The organism is uncultured Roseobacter sp., assembly GCF_947501835.1.
GTDB lineage: Bacteria > Pseudomonadota > Alphaproteobacteria > Rhodobacterales > Rhodobacteraceae > Roseobacter.
In genome coordinates, this window is sequence record NZ_CANMXR010000004.1 from 151,907 (window position 1) to 167,740 (window position 15,834).

15 protein-coding genes are annotated in these 15,834 nt (G+C 60.7%); 14 read left to right on the plus strand and 1 reads right to left on the minus strand.

Annotation, left to right across the window (positions count from 1 at the left end; all coding sequences use genetic code 11):
- Window positions 1–3: 3 nt before the first annotated feature.
- From Q1A20_RS09835 to Q1A20_RS09895, 13 genes are all read left to right on the plus strand, one after another.
- Window positions 4–1,179: an L-rhamnonate dehydratase gene (locus tag Q1A20_RS09835; protein WP_299407021.1), complete on the plus strand. Its 1,176-nt coding sequence runs from the start codon at window positions 4–6 to the stop codon at window positions 1,177–1,179.
- Window positions 1,176–2,087 carry a dihydrodipicolinate synthase family protein gene (locus Q1A20_RS09840; protein ID WP_299916849.1) on the plus strand — a complete coding sequence of 304 codons (912 nt, stop codon included), beginning with the start codon at window positions 1,176–1,178 and terminating at the stop codon, window positions 2,085–2,087. Before Q1A20_RS09835 ends, Q1A20_RS09840 begins: the two co-directional genes overlap by 4 nt.
- Before the next feature lies 1 nt (window position 2,088).
- Entirely contained in the window at window positions 2,089–2,802 is a 714-nt protein-coding gene (locus tag Q1A20_RS09845; protein WP_299500384.1) for a GntR family transcriptional regulator, read from the plus strand.
- Window positions 2,802–3,803 (plus strand): 4-hydroxythreonine-4-phosphate dehydrogenase PdxA, encoded by a 1,002-nt coding sequence (locus tag Q1A20_RS09850; protein WP_299916850.1) that lies wholly within the window; start codon window positions 2,802–2,804, stop codon window positions 3,801–3,803. The genes Q1A20_RS09845 and Q1A20_RS09850 overlap by 1 nt, the downstream gene beginning before the upstream one ends.
- Before the next feature lie 40 nt (window positions 3,804–3,843).
- Window positions 3,844–5,343 (plus strand): aldehyde dehydrogenase (NADP(+)), encoded by a 1,500-nt coding sequence (locus tag Q1A20_RS09855; RefSeq protein ID WP_299916851.1) that lies wholly within the window; start codon window positions 3,844–3,846, stop codon window positions 5,341–5,343.
- Between the two features lie 68 nt (window positions 5,344–5,411).
- The gene (locus tag Q1A20_RS09860; protein WP_299916852.1) at window positions 5,412–6,374 is read left to right on the plus strand and encodes a tripartite tricarboxylate transporter substrate binding protein; all 963 of its coding nucleotides are present in this window, start codon (window positions 5,412–5,414) and stop codon (window positions 6,372–6,374) included.
- A gap of 49 nt (window positions 6,375–6,423) precedes the next feature.
- On the plus strand, window positions 6,424–6,882 hold the full coding sequence (locus Q1A20_RS09865) for a tripartite tricarboxylate transporter TctB family protein (protein WP_299407037.1): 459 nt from the start codon (window positions 6,424–6,426) through the stop codon (window positions 6,880–6,882).
- Entirely contained in the window at window positions 6,879–8,354 is a 1,476-nt protein-coding gene (locus Q1A20_RS09870) for a tripartite tricarboxylate transporter permease (RefSeq protein WP_299407039.1), read from the plus strand. The genes Q1A20_RS09865 and Q1A20_RS09870 overlap by 4 nt, the downstream gene beginning before the upstream one ends.
- A complete protein-coding gene (locus Q1A20_RS09875) occupies window positions 8,351–9,244 on the plus strand; it encodes an amidohydrolase (RefSeq protein WP_299916853.1) in 894 nt (297 codons plus the stop codon). The genes Q1A20_RS09870 and Q1A20_RS09875 overlap by 4 nt, the downstream gene beginning before the upstream one ends.
- An 18-nt stretch (window positions 9,245–9,262) precedes the next feature.
- Entirely contained in the window at window positions 9,263–10,252 is a 990-nt protein-coding gene (locus Q1A20_RS09880) for a DctP family TRAP transporter solute-binding subunit (protein ID WP_299407044.1), read from the plus strand.
- Window positions 10,253–10,705: a TRAP transporter small permease gene (locus tag Q1A20_RS09885; protein ID WP_299407047.1), complete on the plus strand. Its 453-nt coding sequence runs from the start codon at window positions 10,253–10,255 to the stop codon at window positions 10,703–10,705.
- The gene (locus tag Q1A20_RS09890) at window positions 10,702–11,988 is read left to right on the plus strand and encodes a TRAP transporter large permease (protein ID WP_299407050.1); all 1,287 of its coding nucleotides are present in this window, start codon (window positions 10,702–10,704) and stop codon (window positions 11,986–11,988) included. The genes Q1A20_RS09885 and Q1A20_RS09890 overlap by 4 nt, the downstream gene beginning before the upstream one ends.
- A gap of 2 nt (window positions 11,989–11,990) precedes the next feature.
- On the plus strand, window positions 11,991–12,653 hold the full coding sequence (locus tag Q1A20_RS09895; RefSeq protein WP_299739923.1) for a cyclase family protein: 663 nt from the start codon (window positions 11,991–11,993) through the stop codon (window positions 12,651–12,653).
- 123 nt (window positions 12,654–12,776) lie between these two features.
- On the opposite strand, the gene Q1A20_RS09900 is transcribed toward Q1A20_RS09895, so the two are convergent.
- The gene (locus Q1A20_RS09900) at window positions 12,777–13,799 is read right to left on the minus strand and encodes a LacI family DNA-binding transcriptional regulator (RefSeq protein ID WP_299407055.1); all 1,023 of its coding nucleotides are present in this window, start codon (window positions 13,797–13,799) and stop codon (window positions 12,777–12,779) included.
- Between the two features lie 328 nt (window positions 13,800–14,127).
- Here Q1A20_RS09900 and Q1A20_RS09905 point away from each other — a divergent pair, with 328 nt between their 5' ends.
- Window positions 14,128–15,732: an ABC transporter substrate-binding protein gene (locus Q1A20_RS09905; protein WP_299407058.1), complete on the plus strand. Its 1,605-nt coding sequence runs from the start codon at window positions 14,128–14,130 to the stop codon at window positions 15,730–15,732.
- The last annotated feature ends 102 nt before the right edge of the window (window positions 15,733–15,834 follow it).

Consider the following 15,834-nt stretch of genomic DNA (forward strand, 5'->3'; position numbering starts at 1 on the left):
CTCATGACCAAGATCAAATCTATCCGCACCCGCGTCTGGAACTGGACCGGCCCGACCGTTCCGCCCCAGGGGAACTTCTGCACCAATGCCTCCGATGCGCTGTGGATGAAGGGCGATGCGATGGCGTCCTTCCGGTTTCACCAATGGCTGACCTGCGAGGTGGAGGCTGAGGATGGCACCATCGGCATCGGCAACGCCGCCCTTGCCCCCACGGTGGTCAAACAGGCGATTGATGACTGGTACGCGCCGCTGGTGATCGGTGAAGACCCGTTCGATTATGCCTACATCTGGGAAAAGATGTACCGCCGCACCCATGCCTGGGGCCGCAAGGGCATCGGCATGACGGCGATCTCGGCCATCGACATTGCGATCTGGGATCTGATGGGCAAGCTGGTGGGCAAGCCGGTGTTCAAGCTGCTGGGCGGGCGCACCAAAGAGAAAATCCCGGTCTACTACTCCAAACTTTATGCGGCAGATATTCCGACGATGCAGGCCGAGGCGGCAGAAGCGCAAAAGCATGGCTATCAGGCCTATAAATCGCGTTTTGGCTTTGGCCCCAAGGACGGCATGCAGGGGATGCGTGAGAATCTCAAGCGTGTCGAAGCGCTGCGCGAGGTGCTGGGCTATGACGTCGATCTGATGCTCGAATGCTACATGGGCTGGAACCTTGATTACACCAAGCGGATGCTGCCCAAGCTGGCCAAGTTTGAACCCCGCTGGTTGGAGGAACCGGTGATCGCGGATGATGTAGCGGGCTATGCCGAGCTGAACGCTATGGGCATCGTGCCAATTTCGGGCGGCGAGCATGAGTTCAGCGTGATGGGGTGCAATGACCTGATCCAGAAAAAGGCCGTCAGCATTCTGCAATACGACACCAACCGCGTCGGCGGCATTACGGCTGCACAAAAGATCAACGCCATTGCCGAGGCCGCGCAGATCCCGGTGATCCCGCATGCGGGGCAGATGCACAACTATCACCTGACCATGGCCAATACCAACTGCCCGATCAGCGAATATTTCCCGGTCTTCGACGTCGAGGTGGGCAATGAGCTGTTCTACTACATCTTCGACGGCGACGCAGAGGCGGTGGATGGCTATCTGCAGCTCGATGATGAGACGCCGGGCCTGGGTATCTCTATCACCGACAAACACCTCAAGCATTTCGAGATCACAGAATGAGCAAATACACCGGCATATGGCCCGTCGCCCCCACGCCTTTCAACGACGATGGCACGCTTGACCTTGAGGGCATGAAACGGGTGCTCGATTGCCTGGTTGATCAGGGGGCCGATGGCATCTGCGTGCTGGCCAATTTTTCCGAGCAATTCCTGATCTCGGACGCTGAGCGCGAGACCCTCGCGCGGTTGAGTGTCGAACATATCGCAGGTCGGGTGCCGGTGATTGTCACGATCAGCCACTACGCGACTCAGATTGCCGTGGAGCGCGCGCAGTTCGCCAAGGACCTTGGCGCCGACATCGTGATGATGATGCCGCCCTATCACGGCGCGCTGCTGAAAGGTACACCTGAGCAGAGCTTCGAGCAGTTCGCCGCCGTGGGCGAGGTGGGCATCCCGATCATGGTACAGGATGCGCCGCTGTCGGGTGTTGATCTGCCGGTGCCGCTGCTGGTGCGGATGGCGCGTGAGATTGAGGCGGTGAAGCTCTTCAAGATCGAATGCCCCCGCGCCGCCAACAAGATACGCGCGCTGATCGAGCAGGGTGGGGAGGCCATCGAAGCGCCGTTTGACGGCGAGGAAGCGATCACGTTGCTGGCCGATCTCGATGCGGGGGCCACCGGCTCCATGACCAGCGGCATGATCGTTGACCAGATCAAGCCGGTGATCACCAGACACCATGCGGGCGATGTGGCGGGTGCGACCGAGGCTTACGGCCGGGTCGCCATGGCCATCAACCATGAAAACCGGCAATGTGGCTGGCAATCCTGCAAGGCCGCGATGGTCGAGGGTGGGGTGATCAAGTCCGAGTTCTGCCGTCACCCGATCCCGCCCCTTCACCCGGCGATCCGCTCCCGGTTGATTGAACTTCTGCGGCCTCTGGAGCCACTGGTCCTAAGATGGGGAAGATAAGATGAGTGAGAGCGCCTGGACAAACGAACTGCGCGAATTTGTTGAGCTGAAACCACGGCAGTCTCTGGCGATGGAGGCCGCAGACAACCTGCGCGAATTCATCATGCTGGGCAGGCTGGCGCCGGGAATGCCGGTGCGGGAACGGGACCTGGCCGAGGCCTTTGGCATCAGTCGCACACCCTTGAAAGAGGCCCTGCGCATTCTCGAAGCCGAAGGGCTGATCGTTTACGGCCCCACCCGTCGCCCCCGCGTGGCCGACCCGTCGCTGGATGAAATTAACGACTGGCTGCGAGTGCAGGGGGCGCTGGAGGCGCTGGCGGGTGAACTGGCCTGCGTAGAGGCGACCGACGCGCAGCTGGCCAGGATCGCGGAGATCAACACCTCGATCAAAGAGGCGCGGGACACGGACGGGCAATTGGAGGCGTTCCGCATGGATATGCGGTTCCACGAGGCCATTGTCGCCGCCTCCGGTAATGAGGCTCTGGCCGAAACCCATGCGACCTACAATGCACGTCTGTGGCGGGTGCGGTTTTTGTCCTCGCAACGGGTGGCCAGCCGCGATGCGACCCGGAACGAACACCTCGAGATTGTCGAAGCGCTAACCGCCCGCGACGCCACTGCTGCGCGCAAGGCGCTGAAGAACCACCTGCGCACGGCGGAGACCAACATCGCCGCCGCAATTGCCGAGATTGAAACCGCCAAGGAGACCGATTGATGCGTCCCAGACTTGCCATTGTCCCCGGTGATCCCTCCGGCATCGGGCCAGAACTGATCGCGAAGCTCTTGCAGGAAAACGGCGTGCGCGCCGCTGCCGATATCCTGCTGGTTGGTGACGCGCATCTGTGGCAGCGCGGCGCCGAGCAGGCCGGGGTCGAGGTGCCGCTGAACACGGTTGAAGAAGCAGACGTTGCCGCATTCAAAGGTCTGGCGCACCTGGACCTTGCGACCATCGCGTCCGGTGACGTGAAAGTCGCTGAGGTAACTGTCGCTGGCGGCACCACGTCGCTGCGCTGTCTGGACAAGGCGCTTGACCTGGCGCAGGCGGGCCGTGTGGATGGCGTGCTCTTTGCGCCCTTCAACAAGGCCGCAATGACCTCCGCCGGGCTGAATGCCGAGGATGAGCATCGTTATATGGCGCGTTATCTGGGCTTCGACGGGTATCATTCGGAAATTAACGTGCTTGATGAGCTGATGACCACCCGCGTCACCAGTCACATCGGGCTGAAAGACGTGGCTGCGAACATCGACGGCCCGGGCATTATGCGTGCGGTCGCGTTGGCTCATGACACGCTGGCCCGCTCCGGCAAGACACGGCCCCATGTGGCGGTCGCGGCGCTGAACCCGCATGCGGGTGACAACGGCAAGTTCGGGCGCGAGGAGATCGACGTGATCGAACCCGCCGTCAAGGCCTGCCAGGACAAGCAGATGAATGTGACGGGTCCCTGGCCGTCGGACACTGTTTTCCTCAAGGCCAAGCGGGGCGAGGTAGACGCGGTTGTCACCATGTATCACGACCAGGGGCAGATCGCGATCAAGCTGATGGGGTTCGACCGGGGCGTGACCGTGGCGGGTGGCCTGCCGATCCTGGTAGCAACCCCCGCCCATGGCACGGCCTTCGACATTGCGGGCAAGGGCATCGCCAATGCGAGCGCGACCCGACAGGCTTTTGAATTGCTTTTGCGCATGGCTGAAAGCGCAAGGAACGCGGCGGTATGACGCCGCCGGAGATACATATTGGACAACGGGATACCCCAAGATGAGCTATGAACCGCACGGAAAACATCTGATTGGCGGAGAGTGGGTCACAACCGACCAGACCTTCCCTTCTGATCCGGCCCATGGTGCCGCCCATACCTTTTGCATCGGCACGACCGAAATGGTAGAGCGCGCCTGCGCAGCAGCAGAAACTGCCTTTGAGACATTTGGCACCACCGCCCGCGCAACCCGCGCGGCCTTTCTGAACGCGATTGCCGACGAGATCGACGCGCGCGGCGATGCCATCACCGAGATTGGCGCGCAGGAAACCGGCCTGCCTGAGGCGCGGCTTCAGGGGGAGCGCGGGCGCACCACCGGGCAGCTGCGCCTGTTTGCGGATCATATCCTGCAGGGGGATTATCTGGACCGTCGCCACGATGCCGCTTTGCCTGACCGCGCGCCGCTGCCGCGCCCGGATCTGAAGATGGTGCAGCGCCCCATCGGGCCGGTCGCCGTATTTGGGGCATCCAACTTCCCGCTGGCCTTTTCGACGGCGGGCGGGGATACGGCGGCGGCCCTCGCGGCGGGATGCCCGGTTGTCGTTAAGGGGCATTCGGCCCATCCCGGTACGGGCGAGATCGTGGCCGAGGCCATTCACGCGGCAATCCAGAAAACCGGCATGCCCGCGGGCACTTTCAGCCTGATCCAAGGGGGCAAACGCGACGTGGGCACCGCGCTGGTGCAGCATCCGTTGATCCGTGCCGTGGGCTTCACAGGCTCGCTGGCGGGGGGGCGTGCGCTGTTTGATCTCTGCGCTGCGCGACCGGAACCGATCCCGTTCTTTGGCGAGCTTGGGTCCGTTAACCCGATGTTTCTGTTGCCCGAGGCCACCAAGGTGCGGGGCGATGAGATCGGTACCGGCTGGGCGGGTTCTCTGACCATGGGGGCAGGGCAGTTCTGTACCAACCCAGGCATTGCCGTCGTGCTGCCGGGGGCTGAGGCCTTTGTCGCTGCAGCGGAAACCGCATTGAAAGAGGCGGGGGCCCAGACGATGCTGACCGATGGGATCGCCGATGCGTACCGGCAGGGCGTGGCGCGGGTTGCAGACGGCGCGACGGAGCTGCTGGGCACCGCCTCTGACGGGCGCGAGGCGAAACCGTACCTCTTTAAAATCTCAGCCCAAGATTGGCTGGCCAATCACGATCTGCAGGAAGAGGTCTTTGGTCCCCTGGGCATCATTGTCGAGGCGGAAAGCCTGGATCAAATGGCCGATATCGCCCGTGCGATCCAGGGCCAGTTGACCTGCACGCTGCATATGGACGAGGGCGACACTGGTGCGGCGCAGACCCTGATGCCGCTGATCGAGCGCAAGGCGGGTCGCATCCTGGTCAACGGCTTTCCGACGGGTGTCGAGGTCTCCGACACGATGGTCCATGGCGGGCCATACCCGGCCTCTACCAACTTCGGGGCCACATCGGTGGGCACCCTGTCCATCCGGCGGTTCCTGCGTCCGGTTTGCTACCAGAACCTGCCCGATGCGCTTTTGCCGGAGGCGTTCTGACACAAGCGGCTCCCCCGGTCGCCACGCCGGGTGCGCTTGCTCCACGAACCGTGGCATGGGAGGATAAAATGACATCATTCAAGTTCACTTTCGCCGTCGGGCTGTCGGCGCTCGCAAGCCTTGTTGCCGCACCGGTGCTGGCTGACTACCCTGAACGCCCGGTGACCATCATCGTGCCCTGGGGGGCAGGCGGTGGCACCGATACCATCATCCGCATATTTGCGGTCGGCTTTGAGAAGGAAATGGGCCAGCCCATCAATGTCATCAACCGCACCGGCGGCTCTGGTGTGGTGGGGCATTCGGCCATCGCCAACGGCAAGGCTGACGGCTATACGCTTGGGGCCTGTACCTCCGAAATCACCTATTTCGAGACGGTTGGATTGGCGGACATCACGCCCGCCAGCTACGATTTGATTTCACGGCTTGCAACGATCCCGGCGGGGGTCACCGTTGCGGCCGATAGCCCCTATGGCTCGGTGAAAGAGGTGATCGACGCGGCCCAAACGGGCACGTTGACCTCCTCCGGTTCAGGGCTTGGTGGGCCGTGGCACATGGCCGTTGCGGGCATGATGAAATCTGCTGGCGGAGCGGCTGACACGGTCAAGTTCATCCCGTCAAAAGGGGGCGCACCGGCACTGCAGGATCTGGTCTCCGGCGGCATCAGCATGTTCACCGGCTCCCCCATCGAGGCCCGCGCGCTGGCCGATGCAGGCGAGGTGAAAATCCTTGGTGTCATGGCCGATGAACGATCCCCCGCCTTTCCGGACGTGCCGACCTTGAAAGAAAGCGGGGTGGACTGGTCGCTGACCAACTGGTTCTCGCTCTGTGCCCCCAGTGGATTGCCGGAGGAGGTTAAAACCAAGGTCGAGGCTGCCGCCAAAGCCGCCCATGGCTCGGACGCCGTGCAGGATGCTTTGGCGCAGCGCGGCATCACACCACTCTTTGATGGCTCCGAGGCCTTTTCGGTCTTTGCGACCGAGTTCTCCGGTGCGGCCAAAGAATTGCTGACCGATCTCGGCATCGCTAAGTAAGCGAGTGCTTTCGGGCAGGGCGCACCCCTGTCCGGAGGTATGTCACACCATGCAGTTTTCAAACCGCTTCATTGGCATCGTCGCCCTGATTGGCGCAGCCGCCATCGTCTACGGCACCTTCGGGTTTCGCGCGGTGCCGGGCCAGCAGTTCGGCGCGGGCTTTTTCCCGCGCATCACGGCGGGCTGCCTTGCGCTGACGGGCTGTGCGATGATCCTGTCCTCCGGGCCGAGGCCCTGGATGACGGTGCCGGAGTGGATGCGAACAGCGCAGGCTTTCAAGGTGGCGGCGCTGCCTCTGGGCGGCATCGCATGGGTTCTTATCGCGCCGTTCCTGGGGTTCATACTGACCACGGCCCTGCTGATCCTGACGTTGGTCATCCTCATGCGGGGTCACCTTCTTATCGGGCTTGGCGTGGCCGTCGGGCTCAGCCTTTTGCTACATGTTGTTTTCAGCGTACTTCTGCGTATCCCGCTGCCCTTCGGTGTTGTTGAAGGCTGGCTGGTGTGAGTGTCCTGACCGACGCCCTGACGCTGGTGTTTCAACCGGACGTCCTGATCACCGTGATCCTTGCCAGCCTTTTGGGGCTGACCATCGGGGCCATTCCGGGGCTGACGGCGGTGATGGGGGTGGCATTGCTGATCCCGATCACCTTCTTCATGGATCCCGTACCGGCGATTTCCGCCATTGCGGCGCTGGCAGCCATGGCGATCTTTGCAGGCGACATTCCTGGCGCGTTGCTGCGGATTCCCGGAACACCCGCCTCGGCGGCCTATGTGCAGGACGCCCACGTCATGGCAAAGGAGGGCCGCCCGGAACGTGCTTTGGGATTGTCCATGGGCGCGGCTTGTTTCGGTGGCGTGGTCGGGGTGATCCTGTTGATGGTTGCTGCGCCGTTGTTGGCGAGATTTGCGACCAACTTCTCATCCGTGGAGTATTTCTGGCTGGCTCTTCTGGGTCTGAGCTGCGCCGCCATTATCTCGACCGGCGCGCCGCTGAAGGGCATCTTGTCGCTTTTATTCGGTCTCTGGGTCGCCTCCATCGGCATTGATGAGGTGGCGGGTCAGCCACGCTTCACCTTCAGCTCGACTGAATTGATGGGCGGGGTCAGCTTTATCCCGGCGATGATCGGCATGTTTGCGATCCCCGAGATTCTGCGCAACGTGGCGCTTCCCCAAGGCAAGATCAGCCCGCCCCGCATGGGGTCGGTGTTTCAGGGGCTTGGTGCAAATCTGAGGCGACGCAGAACCAATCTGCTGCGGGGTAGCCTTGCGGGCTCCATGATCGGCGCCCTGCCGGGGGCCGGGGCCGATATTGCCGCCTGGGTCGCTTACGCGGTGGCCAAGCGCCGTTCGAAAACGCCGGAAAAATTCGGCCAGGGCCATGACGAGGGCATTGTGGAGGCGGGTGCCGCCAACAATGGCGCGCTCTCAAGTGCCTGGGTGCCGACGCTGGTCTTTGGCATCCCGGGCGACAGCATCACGGCCATCGTGATCGGTGTGCTCTACCTCAAGGGGCTCGAACCCGGGCCGATCATTTTCACCAAAACGCCCGAACTGGTGTATGCGATCTTCATCGCCTTCTTTCTGGCCAACCTGCTGCTCATTCCCTTTGGCTGGCTGATCATCCGCGCCGCGCGTCACTTGCTGACGATCAAGCCGGCCTACTACCTGCCGGTTGTCTTTGCCTGCTGCATCGTCGGCAGCTTTGCCATCAACAACACAGCCTTCGGCGTGGTGGTGATGCTGGTCTTTGGGTTGATCGGCTGGCTGTTTGAGGAAAACGGTATCCCGGTCGCCCCCGCCATCCTTGGCATCGTCTTGGGGGGCATGCTGGAGTTCAACTTTGTCACCTCCATGCTGAAATCCGACGGCAACCTGATGATCTTTGTGTCACGACCGGTTGCTGTGGCCTTGGCGCTGACGGTGCTGGTCATTTGGGCCTGGCCCATTGTGAAACACATCCGCAGGAGCTTCACATGAGAGTGATCGACGCGCATCATCACTTTTGGGACCCGGAGCGGAATTATCATCCATGGTTGCGGGACAAGCCGATGATCCCCTTCCGCTATGGCGACTATTCAAGCATCCAAGGGCGGTTCATGTCTGAGGAATATGATCAGGCGTCCCGGGGCTGGGATATTGTCGCCAGTGTTACGATGGAGGGGGAGTGGGACCCGTCCGACCCCACCGGGGAAGCCATCTGGATGCAAGGGATCGCCGATGCAACCGGGCGTCCGGCTGCCCATGCGGCGCAGGCCTGGCTCGACCGTGATGATCTCAGCGCCGTGCTGGACGTGATCGGCCCGTTGCCCATTGTCAAATCGGTTCGCCACAAGCCGCGCGCCAACGCGGCCCCAGGTCAGGCGCCCGGCGGTATGAGTGATCCGGCCTACCGCCGTGGCTTCAGAAAGCTAGCCGAGGCGGGGCTGATGTTCGATCTGCAAACCCCTTGGTGGCACCTGCATGAGGTTCCTGCGATGGCCGATCTGGCGCCAGAAGTGCCGATCATTCTTAACCACACCGGCTTGCCCTCCGACCGCTCTCCCGAAGGGCTGGCAGGCTGGCGCGCGGCGATGGAGACCTTTGCTTGGTTGCCGCAGGCGGTTGTGAAAATCTCAGGCCTCGGCCTGCCGGGGCGTCCCTGGCGCCTTGAGGACAACCGCGACATCATCCGGCAGACCATCGACATCTTCTCGCCGGACCGCGCCATGTTCGCCTCGAATTTCCCGGTCGACGGGCTCTGCGGCTCCTTCGACACAATCTTTTCCGGCTTCGACCTCGCCACCCGTGATCTGAGCGAGACCGAGCGGGGCGCGCTGTTTTCTGGCACCGCAGCCCGCATCTACGGCATCGAGGAGGTGCCGACCTAACCATCAGTGGAGGACGACATGAAACGACGTACACTTTTGAACACCATCGGGCTGGCCATGACCGGTGCCATCATGGCAGGCGCGTCTTTTGCGCAGGAGGTCACCTTGCGTTTTGGCCACTACGCCAAACCCGATGACACCGCCTATCTGGCCGCAGAACACTTCAAGTTCACGGTCGAGAACATGACCGGCAGGGAGGTCGAGATTTCGCTGCACCCTGCGGGCGAGTTGGGCAATTCCCCAACCATGCTGGAAGGGGCTCGCCTTGGCTCTATCGACCTTGTGCTGGTCGGCAACCCCTATTTCACGGCCTTTGCACCGCAGGTGAACCTGCTTGATCTGCCGTTCCTGTTCCAATCGGCGGAACACGCCTATGCGGTGATGGACGGAGAGGTGGGTGAGGAGTTAATGGCCTCGATCAACCAATCGAACCTGCAAGGGCTGGCGTTTTGGGAGATCGGGTTCCGCAACCTGACAAACAACACCCGTGCGGTGGAAACGCCCGCCGATCTGGCCGGCCTGAAACTGCGCACCACACCTAACCCCGCACATCTTGAAGCCTTCAAGATCCTCGGCGCCAACCCGGCCCCGATGCCCTTCTCGGAAGTCTATTCGGCCTTGCAAACCGGCACAATCGACGGACAGGAAAACCCGGTCAACCACATCTACGCGTCGAAACTGCACGAGGTGCAAAAGCACCTGTCGCTGACTGCCCATGCCTATACGGCGGCCCCTTTGGTGGCAAACTATGGCAAATTTGCGCGGCTGAAGCCTGAATATCAGGAGGCCTTGCGGATCGCGGCCAAACTTTCGGCGTCTTACGAGCGTGCGCTGAATGCGGCCAAAGAGGCCGGCAGTCTGCAAGCGATGATCGACGCCGGTGTCGAGGTTGTAAAAGAACCTGACGTCTCCGCCTTCCGGGCAGCTGTCGCAGAGCAGACGCGCGTAGCCTATGTCGACCAGTTCGGCGATGACCTGCTGAAAAAAGTCGACGCGTTGGCCGAATAAATGGCAGGCCTTGTAAATCTGGTGGTGCGCCTGTGGCGCATCACCGTGGGCGGGCTGATGCTGGCGGTCGTGGTTCTGACCGTCAGCCAGGTCTTTGCCCGCTATGTGCTGAACAGTTCGATCATCTGGGCGGAGGAGGCCAACCGCCTGCTCTACGTCTGGGTGATCCTTCTGGCGGCCATTGGGGCCGATCACATGCGCATTGGGCTGGTGGCGGACAAACCGCGCTTGCGCCCGGTCTTGGCACGGGTCGGCGTGATCGCGGGCGTCGCGGCACTGGGGCTGGTCGTCTGGGGCGGCTGGACCATGAACGCGGTCTTTGGGTCTGACCGCTATGTCACACTGGGCCTCTCCAAGGCCTGGTATTTCTGGGCAGCCATCGCGGGCGGAGCCGCCTGGGCCGTCGTGCTGCTCTGGCGCAGCTTTCTGCCTGAAAAAGAGCCCAAGACATGACGCTTCTGGTTCTGCTTGGCACGATGATCGGGCTGTCCCTTCTGGGCGTGCATCTGGTCTTTGCCATCTTGTTGTCCTCGACCCTGGCGTTGCTGATCTATCGCGACTATGTGCCGCTGGAGATCATCGCACAGCTGTTCCTGTCGGGGATCGACAATTTCCTGCTGCTTGCCGTTGGTTTCTTCTTTCTGGCCGGGGAACTGATGAACCGGGGCGGCGTGACGCGCCGTATCGTCGACTTTGCCGAGGCCTGTGTCGGCCATATCCGCGGGGGGCTGGGTCATGTGAACGTGGCCTCATCTGTGTTTTTCTCAGGCATTTCCGGCTCTGCCGTGGCTGATACAGCCGCCATTGGGTCGGTGATGGTCCCGGCGATGGAAAAGGCGGGGTTCTCACGCGGCTTTGCGGCGGCGGTGACGCAGTGTTCCAGCGTCATTGGCCCAATCATCCCGCCGTCGATTCCGATGATTGTTTACGCGGTTTTGGCGCAGCAATCGGTGGGCAAGATGTTTCTGGCAGGCATCCTGCCCGGGTTGCTGGTGGCGATCTGCCTGATGGTGATGGTCTACGTGGTTGCCATGCGACGCGGCTACCCGGCGGGCCGGTGGCAGGGTTTCAGCGCGATCCTGCGGGCAGGCGCATCGGCGCTTGTGGCACTGGCAACGCCAGTGATCATCGTCGGCGGTATTCTGGGCGGGGTCATGACGGCCACAGAAGCGGGTGCCGTCGCTGTGACCTACGCCTTTGTCATCGGCAAGTTCTGGTTTCGCGAACTGACCTGGACGGCATGCGGCGAGGCTCTGGTCGCCGCCGCCAAGGGCAGCGCAACCGTCTTGGTTATCGTCGGTGCCTCATCGGTCTTTGCCTGGATCGTGGCAGATCTGAAAGTCTCCACCACCGCGGCAGAGTTTATTTTTTCCATCAGTGATGATCCGTTCTGGGTTTTGGTGATGGCCATGATCTTCGTGCTGTTGATTGGCCTCTTTATGGATCCGCTTGCAGGCTTGGTGGTGACCGTGCCTGTTTTGCTGCCCATTATGCAGGACATCGGCGTTGACCCTATCCATTTTGGGGTCCTGATCGTGCTGAACCTGATGATCGGGCTGACCACGCCTCCGGTGGGATATCTAATCTACCTGTCAGCTTACATTGCCAGAGAAAAGCCGGAAGTGGTCATCCGGGAAAGCCTGCCGTTTCTCGCCGCGCTTTTTGCAGCCCTGATCCTGTGCCTATGCTTTCCGGCTCTGGTTCTGACCTTGCCACAGCTCTATTCCGGAGGATGACCGTGATTTATGATCTCACCATGCCCATGGAAAGCGGCCATTTCCGCTGGCCGCTTGAGCGAGACAAAAAGGGTGATTTCAAGGCGGGCGACATCTTCGAAGTCACCTCTTTAGGTGTCTCCTGTCACGGGTTCACGCATCTCGACGCGCCATGCCATATGGTACCGGGCGGGCCAACAACAGACGATCTGGAGCTGTCGCGCGTGATGGGAACAGCGGCGGTGATTGACCTGTCGGATATTGCGCCAAACGAGGAAATCACCGCCCGCCATCTGGATCGGGCCGCGCAACACTTGGTGCCGGGCCAGATCGCGCTGTTTCGCACTTGTTGGGACAAGCAACGGGACTGGCGTACGCCAGCGTACTGGCACGACGCGCCGTATCTTTCTGCCGAAGCTTGCCGTTGGTTGCGGGAACGGAGCCCAACCTCGGTTGCCTTTGACTTCCCGCAGGATCACACGATCCGCCGGGTGCTGGATGGCGAGATGCCTCCCATCGAAGAGCATGTCTCTCACGATATTCTGCTGCGCGACGGGATCACGTTGATCGAATACCTGATTGATACGGCACAGATCACGGAACAGACCGTTCAATTCGCTGCACTGCCGCTGAAGCTGCCTGCCAGTGACGGTGCCCCGGCGCGTGTGATTGCCTGGACTGGTTGAAGGTGTGCGAACTTTTATCACGATATTGCTTGCGCGCGCCAAAAGGTGAGATGCGAGAAGCGCTATGCTATAGATCGGTACCAGGGGCCTGGTAATAAAACGCCCCTCCCACAAGATCGGCGGCTAAGACGTGTTGCCTCTGGACAGTTCCACATGGAAAACCTCACGCTTTTTGTCCGTCGATCTGGTGTCGATGGCCTCGAGCAATGTTTTTGCTGCGACCTGGCCCAGTTTCAGGCGTTCAATGGGTACGGTTGTCAGGCGCGTTCGTATGGCATGTGCCAAAGACGTTCCGTTAAACGCGGCAACAGCCACCTGTTCGGGTACCGAAAATGAGGCTTCGTGCAGCCAGGATAGGCCACCGGTCGCCATGGCGTCGTTCAGGAAATAAATCGCATCTGTGTCCGCTTGTCTCCGCATCAAGTCGGCAACAAGTGTGCGGCCCGCCTCCGGCTGCCGGGGGAGCTCCTGATCAATCACTTCGGTGAGCTCTAACCCGGCCTCACAGATTGTCCGTTTGAAGGTCTCGAACCGGCGGGCTGCACAGATGTCTTTTCTCAACTCGGCACCAATATACGCCGGGCGTCTGACGCCCCGGTCGATGAAGTGCTGCGCTGTCAGGCGTCCGGCCTTGGCGTGATCGGGCGCAATGCAGCCGTCATAGTGTTGGTCTTCCTCGTCCCAGATTTGAATGATCGGACACGCCCAGCTCTTCAGTAACTGATCGGCTTTCGCGGTTCGGTGAATCCCACCGGTGAGGATAATTCCCGCGGGCTGCATCGACAGAACCGTTTGAATAATCTTCTCTTCGCTTTCTGGGTTCAAATGCGACTCGCCGATGAAGGTCACATATCCCTCAGGTCGAAGCACATCGTTGATACCTGCCACGACCTCGCCAAAAACGGCGTCGTTGATCGAGGGGAGAACCACGGCGACGATGTTACTGGACCTTGAACTCAACGATCCCGCAAAGAGGTTGGGCACATATCCCAGATCGCTTGCCGCCTGTTTGACGCGCTTTCGTGTCTCTTCGGAAATGCTGCCGGTGCCGCGCAATACCTTCGACGCGGTCATCTGACTGACACCTGCACGTACCGCGACATCGGCCAATGTTGTTCGCTTTTTGGGACCTGCAGTTTCATTCATGGGCGCACCGTAGTCTCAATTCCGGTGCCCGACAACATATCGCGTAATCGCCTTGCCGTGCCGTTGACTTTGCGTAAGGTTATCGATAATCCTATTCCTTGGGAGGACGTAGATCGCATCGGAACTAAACCGTGCAATCAGGCGAAATATTGGTTCTGAGTATCGCACTGCTCCTGATCGACGGAACCGAGATCGCGACACTAGTTTTAGTGACGCCGGTGTCCGCAAACGCGCATGAACCGCGTTACGATTTTGTCAGTAAAAGAACCGACCTGAGCGATCCCGACCGAAAGACGTAGCCAAGGAAATGCACTGGGAGGAAAGATAAATGAGACTTCTTGAAAGCGCGGGAGTGCCGATAAAATCGGCGTTAGCGGGCGCGATTGTGGCGTTGTGCATGTCAACGTTTGCCTTTGCCGGGGAGCGCGTAATTTTCGCGACGACCGTACCGCAGAACGAATCCAACCTGTTCTGGGGCGGCACCGGGGAGAGATTGCCCTCGTTTCAGGCGCTCGTCGGGCATGATCCGATCACCGGCAAGTATGACAATTCCGAACTCGCAGAAGAATGGTCCGCCGATGAGACATTTACCGAATGGACCTTCAAGCTGAAGAAAGATGCCGAGTTTCACTATGGCTGGGGCCCTGTCACGGCGGCGGATGTGCTGCACAGCTATGAGCTGACAACAGGGCCCGACAGCACCATCAACTCGCTGGAGTTGCTGCGCGCGCAATCGGCTGAGGTGATCGACGATCATACGATCGTTTTCAAGTTCGACACACCCCGGACGGATTATGCGTTTCAACACGCGGGTCGTGGGTCCTTGGTGATCTACAGCAAGGCGCAATATGAAGCTGAAGGACTTGAGGGGTACAACACGCGTCCGGCAGGTACCGCGGCCTATCAATACGTCGAGCGTAAGCCTGGTGTCGGGGTAACATTCGAGCGTGTTCCGGACCACTGGCAAGGCGAGCAGCCGGACTTTGAGGTGCTGGAAATACGCTATGTTCAGGAGCAGGCGACGATTCTGGCGCTCCTGTTGTCGGGTGAGGCCAGCATCGCCAGCATTCCGCGCGAGTTGCAGGGGCAGGCGCTGGACGCGGGCAAGAAAGTGATTTCCTCGAAAAACCCGGCCATGGCGACGGGGGCGATTTTCAACGGCATGTACGGCAAATCGGGGGACCCTGCGTTCAACCCCGATCTGCCCTGGTCCAATGTGTTGGTACGTGAGGCGATGAACCGGGCGCTCAACCGTCAGGAAATGATCGATGTGCTCTATGATGGCCGCGCGGAACCAGCTGTCAGTTGGTTGATGGACTCCCGGAACGAAGGTTTCGTGCCCGAGCTTTTTGACCGGTTCGAAGAGATGTATGGCTATGACCCCGAGAAAGCCAAGGCGCTGTTGGAAGAAGCGGGCTACCCGGATGCTTTTGCAGACCCGGTCATTCCAATCGTCTCTTCCACATTGAACGGCAACCCGGAATTCCCGGTCATGTCGGAGCTGCTGCAGGTCTATTTTGATGCGGTTGGTTTGCAAACCAAGATCGTGGAAATGGACTGGCCAACGCTGGGTTCCATGGGCCGCGCGCGGGAAAGCTATATGATCAGCCCCGTGCGCAACGCGCCTTTGCGTCCGACCGAAGCGGCTCTGGTCAATTTTCATACCGAGCGCGGCACGCCCTATGGTGGCTTTGAGGATGACAAGATCGAAGGTCTTGCCAACACGCTGGAGGCGACGATTGATCCGGACAAACGTCATGCCATAGCGGCCGAAGGCTTCACCTACCTGTTCGAGCAATATGCCGATATGCCGCTTGCGACGGTGCATGCGGAGGTTGCGGTCGATCCGACGGTTGTCGCCGATTGGACCTTCCCCGGTGTGACGACCAATAGTGTCAGCCATTGGCACCTGATCAAAAGCGCCCAGAAGTAACGCGCTTTGATTTAGTGGTCCCGGGCGTGGCAGATAACCCGCCATGCCCGGTGCCGCATCTTTTTTCCCAATTGCGCAGAAGCAAGGACAGCTATGATGTGG

What these genes read in the sequence shown, in the direction of transcription:
- Q1A20_RS09905 (WP_299407058.1), top strand. Translation starts at nt 14,128, where the DNA reads ATGAGACTTCTTGAAAGCGCGGGAGTGCCGATAAAATCGGCGTTAGCG.
- Q1A20_RS09865 (WP_299407037.1), top strand. Translation starts at nt 6,424, where the DNA reads ATGCAGTTTTCAAACCGCTTCATTGGCATCGTCGCCCTGATTGGCGCA.
- Q1A20_RS09890 (WP_299407050.1), top strand. Translation starts at nt 10,702, where the DNA reads ATGACGCTTCTGGTTCTGCTTGGCACGATGATCGGGCTGTCCCTTCTG.
- Q1A20_RS09855 (WP_299916851.1), top strand. Translation starts at nt 3,844, where the DNA reads ATGAGCTATGAACCGCACGGAAAACATCTGATTGGCGGAGAGTGGGTC.
- Q1A20_RS09850 (WP_299916850.1), top strand. Translation starts at nt 2,802, where the DNA reads ATGCGTCCCAGACTTGCCATTGTCCCCGGTGATCCCTCCGGCATCGGG.
- Q1A20_RS09900 (WP_299407055.1), bottom strand. Translation starts at nt 13,799, where the DNA reads ATGAATGAAACTGCAGGTCCCAAAAAGCGAACAACATTGGCCGATGTC.
- Q1A20_RS09875 (WP_299916853.1), top strand. Translation starts at nt 8,351, where the DNA reads ATGAGAGTGATCGACGCGCATCATCACTTTTGGGACCCGGAGCGGAAT.
- Q1A20_RS09860 (WP_299916852.1), top strand. Translation starts at nt 5,412, where the DNA reads ATGACATCATTCAAGTTCACTTTCGCCGTCGGGCTGTCGGCGCTCGCA.
- Q1A20_RS09880 (WP_299407044.1), top strand. Translation starts at nt 9,263, where the DNA reads ATGAAACGACGTACACTTTTGAACACCATCGGGCTGGCCATGACCGGT.
- Q1A20_RS09885 (WP_299407047.1), top strand. Translation starts at nt 10,253, where the DNA reads ATGGCAGGCCTTGTAAATCTGGTGGTGCGCCTGTGGCGCATCACCGTG.
- Q1A20_RS09835 (WP_299407021.1), top strand. Translation starts at nt 4, where the DNA reads ATGACCAAGATCAAATCTATCCGCACCCGCGTCTGGAACTGGACCGGC.
- Q1A20_RS09840 (WP_299916849.1), top strand. Translation starts at nt 1,176, where the DNA reads ATGAGCAAATACACCGGCATATGGCCCGTCGCCCCCACGCCTTTCAAC.
- Q1A20_RS09845 (WP_299500384.1), top strand. Translation starts at nt 2,089, where the DNA reads ATGAGTGAGAGCGCCTGGACAAACGAACTGCGCGAATTTGTTGAGCTG.